This window comes from Baekduia sp., from assembly GCF_035996765.1.
Taxonomy (GTDB): domain Bacteria; phylum Actinomycetota; class Thermoleophilia; order Solirubrobacterales; family Solirubrobacteraceae; genus Baekduia.
In genome coordinates this window covers 31,196-44,383 of the sequence record NZ_DASYJG010000043.1, presented here as the reverse complement: position 1 = coordinate 44,383, position 13,188 = coordinate 31,196, and the positions used below count along the sequence as shown (strand labels likewise).

Sequence of the window (13,188 nt, the reverse complement as noted above, 5' to 3'; positions counted from 1 at the left end):
CGGGAGCTACCGTTCGACGGTGACGTGCCAGGCGTCCGGTCCTCCCGGCCCCGGCTGGTAGGCGCAGAAGACGCCGGTGCGCACCGAGCGCTCGAGGTGATGGCCGAGCCGGCCGTCGTGCTCGGCGATCGCCTTGACGGCGCCGCGGATCGCGCGGGTGACGTTGACGCGGGCGCGCTCGGCGGCGCTGCTCGCTCGGCGGTCGCGGCCACCGAGACCGACGGCACGGGCCAGCTCGGCGCCGATGAAGTCCAGCTCCTCGCGCAGCTGCGACGCACGCTCGACGTCGTGGAAGCGCTCGGCCTCCTCGAGATCCTCACGGAGCTCGGCGACGCGCTCGCGGTAGGCGGCCTTGGCCTCGGGATCCAGCAGCGCGCCCGCGTCACCGCCATCGGAGACGGCGAGCTCGCCGCCGGAAGCGCCGGCGCCGCCATCGCTGCGTCCGCGCGCCGCGGCATCGACCGGGCCGTTGACGAGGTCGATCGCATGGACCTCCACGTCGGGGCGCTCCAGCAGCGTCGCGAGGTACTGCAAGCCCTTGCGATCCTTCAGGCGCACCGTCTCGGCCCCGGTCACCGTCCAGATCTCGCCCTCCAGGCGCAGGGTCGCCGTCGGTCCGCCCGACCCCGACTTCGTCGGCTGCTCCACCGACGACCCGGCACCGTTGCGCGGCGTCCGCGCGGCACGCGCGCTCGGGTTGGGCACCACCGGCATCGGCAGCGCGCTGAGCACCTTCTCGTAGCCGAGCAGGCTGGCAGCGCGACGAGCCAGCGTCGCCGAGCCCAACCGCTGCGCGGCAGCCGCGGCGCGCTCCAGCAGCGCCCGGCCGCGCTCGCGATCCTGCACGCCATCGCGGCTCAGCAGCACGCGGGCCGTCGCCAGCTCGGTCCGCGCGACCCAGATCGGTGCACGCAGCGCAGCGTTGAGGTCGGTGGCCTGGCGCAGATGCTCCTCGGCCTCGGCGTAGCGACCGATGACGCCGGCCACGGCGCCAAGATGGTGGTCGACCGAGCCCCACGCGCTGATGCCGGAGTAGACGACCTGCCCGGCCCATGGCGCGAGCAAGTCATACAACACGGCACCGGCCGCGCCGTCCTGCAGATGCGCGGCGACCTCGGCATAGATCGCCAGGCCCGGCAGCCAGGTGACGTCGGGCGGCAGCTCGGCAAACCCCGTCGAGGTCTCGTGCGCGAGCAGGCGCCGCGCCTCGTCGTCGAGATCGCCCTCGCAGCAGGCGAGCGCCAGCACCGCCCGGAAGGCCGGGATCCCCGGGTTGTCGGCAACGACCTGGGCGATCAACGGCTGCAGCTCGGCGAGGCGGCCCTGCTCGTAGCGGACGTTGGTCAGCTGGCTGGTGAAGAACGAGAGCGCGTCGGGCTGGGCGCTGAGCGTGGCGATCTGCAGCGCCTCGTGGGCGTGCTGCTCGGCCTCGGCAAGACGGCCGGCGATGATCTCGAGGTTGGCGCGGTCATAGGTCGCCAGCCAGCGCATCGTCGGCTGACCGAGGCGCTCGGCCAGCGCGGCCTCGTGCTCGACGTCGCGCTCAGCGTCGTTGAGGCGACCGGCCTCGACCAGCGCGGCCGCGCGCCAGTGCACGGCATGGAACTCGGCGACGGGATCACCGGTCCGGCGCGCCGCGGCGACGTTCTCATCGCTGTTGGCCAGGCGCTCGTCCAGCGTCTCGGGCATCCACAGCGTCACGAACCGCAGGCTCAGGACGCGGCTCAGCGCGGCGGGATCATCGAGGCGGCGAGCCAGAGCCAGTGCCTCGTCGCTGAGCTCGACACGCCGATTGCGATCAGTCGGCGAGAAGGCCAGCTCGGCGGCCAGCGTCGCCAGGAGGACCGCGCGCTCCGGGCTGTCGTCGGGGCCGACGGCGGCCAGGGCGTCCTCCAGCGCGTGCAGGCGCTCGTCGTCGACGACGCCCGAGGCGCTGACGAAGCCGCGGTTGTTGGCCAGCACCGCGCGGACCAGCCGCGGACCGTCCTGCATCCGGCGTGCCAGCGCGGCGGCCTCGAGCAAGGTGGTGCGGAACTCCGGATCGCCCGCCTGGCGCTGCGCGTCGCCGAGACCGACGAGCAGCTCGAAGCGCGTGGCGTCGTCGGCGCCGCCGAGCTGCTCGAAGAGGTCGAGTCCTTGGCGATACCAGCGCACGCCGTCGTCGGGCGCCAGCTGGGCGACCGCATGCTCGCCGGCCAGCTGCGTGTAGCGCAGCGCGCGCTCCAGATCGGCGGGCTCGGCGTTGAGCCAGTGGCGCGCGAGCTCGCTGACCCGCAAGGTCGCCACCGCCCCGGTGCCGTCGCCGCACAGCTCCTCCAGGGCCGTGGCGGCACGCCGGTGCAACCGCCCGCGGCGCGCCGGCCCGAGCGCCTCGTAGAGCGTCGTGACGATCAGCCCGTGGGCGAAGGCGTAGCGGTCGCCCGGATGGCGCGGCGCGACGACCAGCGCGGCGTCGGCCGCCGCGTCGACCGCGGCGACGATGGCGTCGGCGTCGGCCTCGAGCATCCGGCCGACCAACTCAAGGTCGAACTCCTGGCCGATGACCGACGCCGCGGCCAGTGGATCGCGCACGCGGTCGCCGAGCCGCTGCAGCCGGCGCTCTAGGACGTCGCGCACGCTGCCGGGCATCTGCGCGGCGAACAGATCGTCGCCGTGGTGGCGCAGCATCTCGGTGACGAAGAACGCGTTGCCGGAGGTCTGGCGCTGCAAGGTCCGGGCGGCGTCCATCGTCGCGCCGTCGAGCTCCTGGCCGGTCGCACCACGCGCCAGCTCGGCGACCGCCTCGGCCTCCAGCCCGGCGAGGTCGATGCGCGTGACATCGGGCTCGCGGTGCAGGTCGGCCAGCAGCTTGACCAACGGATGTTCATCGTCGAACTCGGTCGTGCGGAACGTCGCGATGACCGTCAGCCGCAACCGCGGATCGGAGGCGACGAGGTGGCGCAGGAGCAGCAGCGTCGGCGTGTCGGCCCACTGGATGTCGTCCAGAAACAGGACCACGGGGCGCTGCGCCTGCTCGGCGTTGAGCAGCCCGACGGCGGCGCTGAAGAGCAGGTAGCGCTCCGTGTCGCCGTCGGTGTGGCCGGGCGCAGGCGCGTCGGGTAGCCGGCGGCCCAGCGCGCCGACCAGGCGCCCGAGCTCGCCACCGTGCTCCTCGACGTGGCGCTCCAGGACCGCGTCGGCAGCGTGCTCGACCAGATGCGAGAGCGCCTCGACGAACGGCTGATAGGGCATCCGCAGGTCTTCATCGCAACGGCCCTGCAGGACGGTGGCGCCGCGCGCGTGCGCGGCAACGGCCAGCTCACGAGCCAGCCGCGACTTGCCGATGCCGGGCTCGCCGCCGAGCAGGATCACCTGCCGGCCGCCGCGGCCGGCGTGCGCCAGCAGCGGCTCCAGGCGCGCGAGCTCCGGCCCGCGGCCGACGAACACCTCAGGGCGCGCGACCTCCAGCCGCGCAGGCAGCGGCACAACCGGCTCGGGGAGCGGCTCCCAGCGGATCTCGGCCGCGGCCTCGGGCCCACCGAGGCGGCGCGGCGCCTCGATCTGCAGCTCCTCGCTGTCGCGCAGCTGCTCCCAGAGCTCCTCGTCGACCAGGATCTGACCGGCGCCGGCCAGCGCGCAGAGGCGGTCGTCGCGGCCCGGCTCGCCCGCGGCGGCGATGCGCAGCACGCCGGGGACCGCGGCGGTGCGGTTGTCGGCCTCGATCCGCTGCTGGAGCTCGACGGCGCAGAGTGCCGCCGCGCGCGCGTCAGTGAAGGTCACGCGCAGCGCGTCGCCGTCCTGGCGGACGTCGGTGGCGGCGTCGACCACCGACACGACGGCCTGCAGCAGCGCCAGCTGGCGCCCGCGCGCCTCCGCGCCGCCCGCGAGGGCGGCGGAGAGCTGGATCGTGGTGTGCTGCGCTTTGCGGTCTGGGTCTCCCATGCCCCCGGCTCCGTGACGGGCCGTCCGACGCCCGCATCATGACGAAGCCGGGGGGCATGGGAGAAATGCGGCGCGGAATGTCCGGAGGAGGCGTCCATCCCGGGTCCGTCCGTGAACCCCTCGCGGCGCGTCATCCCCTTCGCGCTCACGATGCCGCTTCTGTCGTCCTACGACCTCAGGGCGTGACGCACGGCGGAACGGCGTTCACGTGCGGGGAACGGTGCCGTGACGGCGGAATGAACGGGGCGACCGCGAAGCGGTCGACGCGGAATCGAGCGTGGTCGCGGTCGTGCGTCGGGCGGATGCCAGGCGCCGCCCGACCCCGCGGGCGATCCTGGTTGGATCGTCAAGGGGTTGGGCGGTGGATGGCGCCGGCCGGCGTGCGAGCGCGGCCGCGCGAATTCCGCGTCGACCGCTACTGTGCGGGCCATGCCCCTCGTCCCGATGGTGATCGAGCGAACCGCGCGCGGCGAGCGCGAGTACGACATCTACTCGCGCCTGCTCAACGAGCGGATCATCTTCCTCGGCTCGGCCGTCGACGATCAGGTCGCCAACCTGATCGTGGCCCAACTCCTGCACCTGGAGTCCGCCGATCCCGACAAGGACATCTCGATCTACATCAACTCGCCCGGCGGCTCGATCTACGCCGGCCTGGCGATCTACGACACGATGCAGTTCATCAAGCCCGACGTGTCGACGATGTGCGTCGGGATCGCGATGTCGATGGGCTCGCTGCTGTTGATGGGCGGCGCCAAGGGCAAGCGCTACTCGCTGCCGAACTCGCGGATCCTGATCCACCAGCCGTCCAGCGGCTTCGAGGGCCAGTCCTCCGACATCGAGATCCACGCTCGCGAGATCATCAAGACCCGCGCGCGGATCGACGAGATCTACGCCCACCACACGGGCCAGCCGGTCGAGAAGGTCCACACCGACATGGAGCGCGACCGCTTCTTCAAGCCCGATGAGGCCGTCGAGTACGGGCTCATCGACCGCGTGATCCACAAGCACTGACCCGCTAGGCGATGCGGTGCTCGATCGCGCCGAGACCATCGATCTCGATGCGGATCGTGTCGCCGCTGGTGAGGAACTGCGGTGGGGTCTGGCCGGTGCCGACGCCCGATGGGGTGCCGGTGAGGATCAGGTCGCCGGGCTCCAGCGTGATCGTCTCCAACAGGAAGGCGACGATCTCCGGCACGCCGAAGATCAGGTCGGCCGTCGAGGAGTCCTGGCGCAGGTCGCCGTTGACCCAGGTCCGCAGCCGGAGCGCGTGGGGATCGTCGACTTCGTCGGCCGTCGTGATCCACGGGCCGTACGGACAGGAGTTGTCAAAGCCCTTGGCTCGCGTCCACTGCGGCTCGCGCTTCTGCAGGTCGCGCGCGCTGACGTCGTCGGCCACGGCGTAGCCGGCGACCGTGCCGCCCGGGCCCATCACGACCGCCAGCTCGCCCTCGTAGTCCAAGCGTCGGATGACCGCCGGGATCGCGAGGTCGTCGTTGGGCGGCGCGGCGCTGGAGGGCAGCTTCATGAAGATGATCGGCGCCGCGGGCAGTTCCTTGCCGGTCTCCTTCGCATGCGCCGCGTAGTTGAGGCCGACGCCAAAGATCGCGCGCGGCCGCGGAACAGGCGCGAGCAGGCGGACGTCGGCCAGCGAGTACTCGGTGCCGGAGGCGGCTGTGCGATCTCCAGAGGTGAGGCGATCGAGCACGGTGGTCTTGTCGGCGAAAGCCACTACGGCATCGCCGCGAACCTCGCCGGCCTGGGGCGCGTCGGCGCCCGGTGCAAAGAACGTCGCGAGCTTCATGGCGCGGCGGACCCTAGCGCCACGCGAGTGCCCCGGACGTCAGCCCAGCGGGTGGGCTACGGCGTGCGCGCGGCGCGACGCTGGCGGCGGCGCTGGGCCGCGGCGGCACGACGGCGATCGGCTGGGCTGGCCGCCACCTCGGTCTCCTCGCGGTGCTTGGCCCACTTGGCGCGTTCCTCGTCGGACATCTTGCGAACCGTCAGATCACCGGTCGCAACCTGGTCCTTGATGCGCTCGAGCTTCGCCTCGCGCGCTGCCGCATCTCGCTCTCGCTGCGTCTTTGCCATACCTGCATTGTACCCGGCCGCCAAGCGTGCTAGTGCAGGTCACTCCTCAGCTCCATCGGGCCCTCAAGATCGACCGCCGCCCGTCGATGCACGTGGGAAGATGATCGGGTTGCGCAGGGACCAGGACGAGCGCGTCCGCGTGCTCGTTCCGCGGGTCGCCACGCTGGAGGCGACGGTCGTCCGCGCCGTCACCGGCGCCGCCGAGCTGGCGCTCACCGCCACCCCCGACGTCCCGCTGCGCTTCCTGCACCGGCGCAAGGCGACGATCGTCCCGCTGACCGGCGACGACCGCATCGACGGCCGGCTGCTCGCCGTTCCCGGTCCTCACGGCCGCGTCCGCGACGACCTCCTGCACTTCCTGAAGGCCGTGGTCCCGCTGGCGCCGCCGCGCGCGCCGCAGCGCCGTGATGAGGTCCGCATCGACCTCGTGCGCCCCGTCGCCCTCATCCCCGACGGCTTCAAGGTCGGCTGGCTCAACGGCTTCACGCGCAACGTCAGCGCCGGCGGCGTGCTGATCGCCGGCGCCGACGCGTTGGAGGCGGGCGATCGCCTGCGGGTGCGCTTCGAGCTCGACGACGAAGACGACCTGATCGATCTGCTCGCGCGCGTCGTCCGCGCCGACGATGCGTGGGGCCTGCGCGGCCTGCGCCTCGAGCGGCTCACCGATCGCGAGCGCGAGCGGATCGTCAAGTTCGTCTTCGCCCGCCAGCGGCGAGCACTCGCCGAGCTGCGCTCCCGTACGGCCTAGAGCTCGCGGGCGCGCTCGCCGCGGGCCACCTCGTCGCGGTCGGCGACCCCGTCGCCATCGCGGTCGCCGGCAGGCGAGCCGTCACGGTCGCGCACGAAGCGCTGGTGCTCGGTGGCGAGGTCCTCGTCGGCGAGGCCCTCCTCGTGCAGCGCGGCACGCGACTCGTGCAGTTCGGCCTCGGCCCGCTGGGCACGTGCCTCGCGCTCGGCGCGGTCAGCCTCGGCGAGGCGCTCCTGGGCGACTTCGCGATGCGCGCCGGCGACCTCTTGGCGACGATTGACGATCTGACGCTCGCGGCTGCGCGCTCGAGAACGCGGCAGGGCGATGGCAACTAAGGCGATGAGGACGACCGCGATCACGACGATCGCGATGATGGCTCCGGTGCTCATGGTGGGACCTCCGTGGGACGTTGTCACCTCCGGACTACCCGTACCCTGCGAATTCGATGAACGGACTGCTCGGCACCATCCTGGCCGCCGCCGGCGGCGGCAGCAGTGGCTTTGGCGGGGGTGGCGGCGGAGGCGGCGGTGGAGGAGGTTTCGGCGGAGGCGGAGGCGCCGGGACCGCGTCCGGCGGCGCGTCGATCGTCACGATCCTGCTGATCATCGCGGTCGTGGCCGTCGTGCTCGTCACCAGCGCGTGGCAGGCCTACGTCTATCGCCGGCGCCGGGCTGCCCGCGTCCGCGCGACCGAGCTGGCCGCCGCCGAGGCGAGCACCGACGACGCCGACTTCGACCCCGAGACGGTCCGGACCGCGGCCGCCGCGCTGTTCCTCGACATCCAGCGCCACTGGTCGGCCAACGACATCGCAGCGCTGGAGCCCCTCGTCGGCGCCGACCTGATGGTCGAATGGCGCCGGCGGCTGGAGGACTTCCGGCGCAAGGGCTGGCAGAACCGCTGCGAGCCCAAGGCGCAGCCGACCATCGAGTACGTCGGCCTGGTCAACCGCGAGGGCGAGGATGAGGACCGCGTCGTCGTCCGCGTTCACGCGACGCTGGACGACTACGTCGTCGACCAGCACGGCAACACCATCATGAAGGACGGCGCGAGCAGCCCGCAGACCACGCTGACCGAGTGGTGGACGCTGCATCCGCCCGGCGAGCGCTGGCGGCTGCTGTCCGTTGAGGCCGAGACCGAGGGAAGGCACCACCTCGAAGATGAGCTGATCGCCGTGCCGTGGGGCGACGATCGCGTCGCCGATAGCGCGCTCGTCGAGACCGCCGTCGCCGATGCGCTGCCCGCCGGCGTGGCGGTCGCCGAGATCGCGCCGGCCGAGCTCGACCCCGACGCCCGCGCCGCCGCGCTGGACCTCGCGCTGGCCGACGGCCGCTTCGCCCCCGACGTCCTCGAGGTCGCGGCGCGGCGTGCCGTCGAGGCCTGGGTCGAGGCGATCGACGGCGATGACGGCGCGCTGGAGGCGCTGGCCGAGCGCGACGCGATCGACATGCTGCTCTATGGCGGCGACGGCTCGCGCCGCACGCGCGTCGTCGTGCGCGGTGCGCGCGTGGCGGCGCTGACCATCGCCGCGCTGGACCCGCACGCCACACCCGCGACCATGACGGCGGTGATGACGCTCAAGGGCCGCCGCTACGTCGAGGACCGCGACACCGCCGCGGTGCTGGGCGGCAGCAAGGGCGCCGACAGCGAGACCGTGCAGCGCTGGACCTTCGCGCTGGCCGACGCCGGCAGCGAACTGCCGTGGCGCCTGGCGGCCGTCGCTTAGCCTGGCGCCGTGCGCTCCCCCCGCCACATCCTCATCGCCGTCGCCGCCGGCCTCGCGCTCGCCGACGCGTCCATCGTCACGCTCGCGCTGCCGCAGCTGCTGCAGGAGCTCAACACGACGGTCGAGGGCGTCGCCGCGATCCTCGGCGTCTACACCGTCGTCTTGGCTGCGGCGCTGCTGCCGGTCGAGCGGCTGCAACGCGTCTACGGCGCACCGCGCACGGGTGCGGCGGGTATGGCGCTCTTCGCGGCCGCCTCGGTCGTTGCGGGCACCAGCAACTCGCTCGGGATGCTGCTCGCCGCCCGCGGCGTGCAGGCGATCGGCGGCGCCGCGGCGCTGGTCGCGGGCTTCGCGCTGCTGGAGCCCGGTGGCGCGGCGGGCGCCCGCGGGCGCCGGCTGTGGCTCGGCGCGGCGGTGCTGGCGGCCGCGGTCGGGCCGGCACTCGGCGGCGCCCTGACCGAGGCGCTCTCCTGGCGCTGGATCTTCTTCGCCCAGGCGCCGGTGGCGGCGCTCGCCGCGGTGGTTGCGCTACGCGAGCCGACGCGCGACACGCGGCCGGTGGCCGATGACGGCACGGGGCCGCGCCTGACCCCCGGCCCGGCCATCGCCCTCGCGCTCGTCTCCGCCGCGCTCACCGCCGTCCTCTTCCTGCTCGTGCTGCTGCTGGTCGCCGGCTGGGACGTCTCCCCGCTGCACGCCGCGTTCACCGTGACGGTCATCCCGGCAGGTGCGCTGATCGGCTCGCGCATCACCGGCGATGCCCGCGCGCGGGCGGCCGCCGGGTGCGCGCTCGTCGGCGCGGGCGTGCTCGCGCTTGCGTTCCTGCCCGACGCGCACCTGCTGTGGACCGTCGTGCCGCAGGCCGCGGCCGGCCTCGGAATGGGTCTCGCGCTGCCCGCCCTTGGCGGCGACCTGCTGCCCGAGCGCGACCCGCAGGACGCCGCCCGGCTGCTGGTCCTCCGCCATGTCGGGATCGCGCTGGCGCTGGTGGTCCTGGCGCCGATCGTCAGCCACAACCTGGCCAGCGCGACCGAGCGTGCCAAGGAGCGCGGGGTGGCCGTCGTCCTCGACGCGCGGCTGGCGCCGACCGAGAAGCTGCGCCTCGCGCCCGTCCTGTTGGCTGGCGTCGACGACGAGCAGCCGCGCCACGGGCTGCGTGCCGCGTTGGACACGGGCCGTCAGACGATCGCCAGCGACGAGCACGCCGCCTACGACGAGGTCGCGCGCCGCACCGACGAGACGCTCGTGCTCGCAGTCGGCGAGGCGTTCCGCACGGCGTTCCTGGTGACCGGGGCCCTGGCGCTCCTGGCCGCCGTGGCCGTGCTGCCGCGCCGCTGGACGCCCGCGCTCATGGCCGTTGGAGTGACCGCGGTGGCCCTGCCGCTGGCCTTCGTCGGCCTGCACGCCTCCGCGGCGCCGGAGCCCGTGAAGCTGCAGGACCCGTGCAAGCCGCGGGCGCTGCCGCAGACCGGCGGCATCGAGGGCTTCCTGCAGGACCGGGCGCTGGAGGTGCTGGACACGACGGCGTGCAAGGCCGGCGCGACGCGCGAGGAGCTGGTCCTCGCGCTCACCGACGAGCAGGAGCGCCAGCGCTTCGAGCGCCGCCACGGGGTCGACCCGCGCAGCCTCTCCACGCTCTTGGCGGGCCTGCTCGGCGGCTAAGCGCTACAACAACTCTGGCAGTGCATCCTGCGGGTCCCCGTGCAACAGCCAACCCGTGTCGGTCCGCTCCACCAGCCCGCGGCGTGAGAGCACGCCGAGCGCGGTGGTGACCGACGGGCGGCGGGCGCCGACGAGCTTGCCGATCGTCTCGTGCGTCAGCGACAGCGGGACACGCACGCCTTGCGGCGAGACGCGGCCCCAGCGATCGGCTAACAGCCACAGCAGCACGAGCACGCGAGCATCGACGCGCGGCACTTGGGCGATCGCCCGTTGCACTGAGAGGGAGCGCGCGCGGCGCCCCGTGCGACCGATGAGCGTGTCGAGCATCGTCGGCCAGCGGCCGGCAACAGCAGCGAAGCGACGATCGAGCACCGCGACGCGCGCCGGCTCGAGCACCGACCAGGTGACGCTGCCGGGCAGCGGCTCCAGGGACGCTTCGTCGTCCCATGGCCGGATGATGTCGCCCTGGCCGAGCAGCTCGGTCGTCGAGCGCTTGGCGAGCTCGACGTCGCGGGTGATGAGGCCATCAAGGACGAGCAAGCCGACGGCCGGAGCCGCGCTCTCGCCGTTGGGCGACGGGAAGTCGAAGGGCCCTGTCGGAAGGGCGTACACCGGCGCCACAGCGTGGCGCCGGGCGAGATCGCGTGCGTCCCCGCTCAGCCCGGCCCCCAACTCCGGGTCTGCATCGAGGATCGAGATCAGTGGACGAGAGGTCATTGTCTGACTGGACACCAGGCTTCCGGTCTTCCCCGTCTGACTCAGGACAAACACGTTGGGACGAAACGTCTGTGCCAGGCGGGCTCCGAATCAACCGGAAACTCGTCTGCTGCCAGCCGATTTCAAGCCCTCATTATGTTGTGTCCGTTTGCAGACATCATCAACAACGCTGCCCTGGCACCATGCACAGACCGATGGACTTCCTGGACGGACAGCTGCTCGTGGCCTCCCCGGCGATGGCCGACCCGAACTTCGCGCGCACGGTCGTCGCGATTGCCAACCACGATGAGGAGGGCGCGTTGGGGATCGTGCTCAACCGCCCGAGCGAGACCGAGGTCGTCGAGGCCGTGCCTGAGCTCGAGGGCGTCGTGGACGATGACGAGGTCGTCTTCGTCGGCGGGCCCGTCCAGCCCGCCTCGATCGTCGTGCTCGCCGAGTTCGAGGATCCCGCCGAGGCCGCGTTCCTGGTCGTCGCGGGCATCGGCCTGGTCTCTGACCGCACCGGCCTGGACCAGCTCGGCGCCGCCACCGCCCGCCGGCGGGTCTACGCCGGCTACACCGGCTGGGGCCCGGGGCAACTCGAAGCCGAGCTGGAGCGCGAGGACTGGATCGTCGAGCCCGCCCAACCCCAGGACGTCTTCGACGACGAGCCCGGTGAGCTCTGGGGCCGCATCCTCGCGCGCAAGGGCGGCCAGTTCCGGCTGCTGGCGCGGATGCCCGTCGACCCGACGGTCAACTGACGCTCAGCTGGCGACCAGCGCAAGCACCACGACGACAACGATCCCGACGCCGATCAAGGCGTACACGATCGTCTGCGCCGGCCAGTTGCGGGCCCAGTGCGACGCGTCGGCGCGATCACGTGTGACGTGCCCCTCCGGCGGCGTCCCGGTCCAGTCGTCATCGTCGTCGTAGGGCGGAACCATGGTGCAGTTGTACCCAGTAGCTTGCGGCGCGTGGCGAAGAAGAAGCCCGCACGCCCGGCGCGCCCCGCCAAGAGCGCCGAGCCGACGACCGCGCAGTTGCGCAAGGAGTACTACGCGCGCCGCGCCGCCGAGCAGGCCCTTGAAGAGCTCGGTCTGCGCCTCGAGGAGCGAGAACCGCCCAAGGGCGACGCGCAGTGGTGGGCCTCGGCGCGCGATGCGCTGGATCGGCTGGAGATCCTGCACGCCGTCTGGCGCTTCACCGGCCTGGCCGGCTTCTCACCCGAGCCCGAGGACTTCGACCCCGACCGGGGCTGGCCGACGGCCGAGGAGGTCGAGGCCGTCTTCGGGTCCTGGGACAAGATGCTCGACGAGTCGGGCATCGACGACGCGATCTTCGGCGTGGTCGTCGAGAAGGCGCTGAGCGCCCACGAGAAGCTGGCGGCGCGCGAGAAGGAGCTCGAGCTGCGCGCGGGCAAGCTCGAGGACGAGGGCAAGAAGATCCCGGAGCTCAAGCGCCGCGAGGAGGTCGCGCGGGCCAAGCGCGACGAGGCCGACGGGGCGCGGGCGACGGCCGAGGCGGAGCGGGATGCGGTCGGCCGTGAGCGCGACGCGGCGGCGGCGCGGGTCGCGGAGCTGGAGGCCGAGGTGGCGACGCTGCGCGCCGCGGCAGCCGCGATCGCCGACGCGCCGCCCGCCGAAAACGAGTTGTTGGAGGAGATGGAGCGCACGCTCGCCGACGCCGCCGCGACCCAACAGGCGCGTGACGAGCTCCACGACCGCATGGAGCGGCTGCGTGCCGAGCGCGAGCAGGACCGCCGCACGATCGCCGAGCTGACGCAGCTGCTGGCGCGCGTCGACACCGGCGCCGAGGACGCAGGCGCCGCGGAGTCCGCCGAGCCCGAGGCGCCGCCGGCCACCGTGCTGGAGGCCGTCGAGCGCGCCGCCGCGCAGTCTGAGCACCTACGCTTCGCGCCCAAGGCGTTCGAGACCGCGGCCGAGTCGCCGTTTCGCCGCCCCGGCCTCGTGCTGCGCACGCTGCGCGGGCTCGACGCCCTGGCCGCGCGCTACGAGGCCGGCGACATGGGCAAGTCGCTGAGTCAGCTCGCCGCCGAGCACGGCATCACGCAGTGGAAGGGCGACATCGCCGAAACCACGCGCAAGCGCTACGAGGACGACTACTCCTTCTACCTCGACGGGCCCGGCAGTCCGAAGCTCTGGGTCGGCCCGCACATCGGGCTGGGGTCGGGCTCCGGCGCGCAGTTCATCGCCCGCATCTACCTGCACGTCTCTGACGGCAGCGACCCGGACGTGCCGCGCGGCATCGTCGTCGCCGTCGTTGGACGCCATCTGCCCGACACGACGACCTAGCCGGGGGCTAGCCCCCGGATCTGCGCTGGACGGGCGGC

Annotated in this window: 12 protein-coding genes; 6 read left to right on the top strand and 6 right to left on the bottom strand. The window is 73.0% G+C overall.

Features of this window, described 5'->3' with window-relative positions; genetic code table 11:
- Positions 1-6: 6 nt before the first annotated feature.
- Positions 7-3,921: an ATP-binding protein gene (locus tag VGO10_RS10630; RefSeq protein WP_327468022.1), complete on the bottom strand. Its 3,915-nt coding sequence runs from the start codon at positions 3,919-3,921 to the stop codon at positions 7-9.
- A gap of 429 nt (positions 3,922-4,350) precedes the next feature.
- Between VGO10_RS10630 and clpP the strand changes: the two genes are divergently transcribed.
- On the top strand, positions 4,351-4,932 hold the full coding sequence (gene clpP, locus VGO10_RS10625; protein ID WP_327468020.1) for an ATP-dependent Clp endopeptidase proteolytic subunit ClpP: 582 nt from the start codon (positions 4,351-4,353) through the stop codon (positions 4,930-4,932).
- 4 nt (positions 4,933-4,936) lie between these two features.
- Here clpP and VGO10_RS10620 read toward each other — a convergent pair whose 3' ends face one another.
- Together VGO10_RS10620 and VGO10_RS10615 are read right to left on the bottom strand one after the other, a co-directional pair.
- Positions 4,937-5,722, bottom strand: a complete 786-nt coding sequence (locus tag VGO10_RS10620) for a fumarylacetoacetate hydrolase family protein (protein WP_327468018.1) — start codon at positions 5,720-5,722, stop codon at positions 4,937-4,939.
- 56 nt (positions 5,723-5,778) lie between these two features.
- Entirely contained in the window at positions 5,779-6,009 is a 231-nt protein-coding gene (locus VGO10_RS10615) for a hypothetical protein (RefSeq protein ID WP_327468016.1), read from the bottom strand.
- A 100-nt stretch (positions 6,010-6,109) separates the two neighbouring features.
- Between VGO10_RS10615 and VGO10_RS10610 the strand changes: the two genes are divergently transcribed.
- Positions 6,110-6,757: a PilZ domain-containing protein gene (locus VGO10_RS10610; RefSeq protein ID WP_327468013.1), complete on the top strand. Its 648-nt coding sequence runs from the start codon at positions 6,110-6,112 to the stop codon at positions 6,755-6,757.
- Here VGO10_RS10610 and VGO10_RS10605 read toward each other — a convergent pair.
- The gene (locus VGO10_RS10605; protein ID WP_327468011.1) at positions 6,754-7,146 is read right to left on the bottom strand and encodes a hypothetical protein; all 393 of its coding nucleotides are present in this window, start codon (positions 7,144-7,146) and stop codon (positions 6,754-6,756) included. The two genes, VGO10_RS10610 and VGO10_RS10605, sit on opposite strands and share 4 nt — an antisense overlap.
- Before the next feature lie 56 nt (positions 7,147-7,202).
- On the opposite strand from VGO10_RS10605, the gene VGO10_RS10600 reads away from it, so the two are divergent.
- Positions 7,203-8,480, top strand: a complete 1,278-nt coding sequence (locus tag VGO10_RS10600; protein ID WP_327468009.1) for a TIM44-like domain-containing protein — start codon at positions 7,203-7,205, stop codon at positions 8,478-8,480.
- A gap of 9 nt (positions 8,481-8,489) precedes the next feature.
- A complete protein-coding gene (locus tag VGO10_RS10595) occupies positions 8,490-10,142 on the top strand; it encodes an MFS transporter (protein WP_327468007.1) in 1,653 nt (550 codons plus the stop codon).
- 3 nt (positions 10,143-10,145) lie between these two features.
- Here the strand turns inward: VGO10_RS10595 and VGO10_RS10590 are convergent, their stop codons facing one another.
- A complete protein-coding gene (locus tag VGO10_RS10590; protein ID WP_327468005.1) occupies positions 10,146-10,859 on the bottom strand; it encodes a Crp/Fnr family transcriptional regulator in 714 nt (237 codons plus the stop codon).
- A 182-nt stretch (positions 10,860-11,041) separates the two neighbouring features.
- Here VGO10_RS10590 and VGO10_RS10585 point away from each other — a divergent pair, with 182 nt between their 5' ends.
- A complete protein-coding gene (locus VGO10_RS10585; RefSeq protein ID WP_327468003.1) occupies positions 11,042-11,599 on the top strand; it encodes a YqgE/AlgH family protein in 558 nt (185 codons plus the stop codon).
- A 3-nt stretch (positions 11,600-11,602) separates the two neighbouring features.
- On the opposite strand, the gene VGO10_RS10580 is transcribed toward VGO10_RS10585, so the two are convergent.
- Entirely contained in the window at positions 11,603-11,782 is a 180-nt protein-coding gene (locus VGO10_RS10580) for a hypothetical protein (protein WP_327468001.1), read from the bottom strand.
- 30 nt (positions 11,783-11,812) lie between these two features.
- On the opposite strand from VGO10_RS10580, the gene VGO10_RS10575 reads away from it, so the two are divergent.
- Entirely contained in the window at positions 11,813-13,150 is a 1,338-nt protein-coding gene (locus tag VGO10_RS10575; RefSeq protein WP_327467999.1) for a hypothetical protein, read from the top strand.
- Positions 13,151-13,188 lie beyond the last annotated feature (38 nt).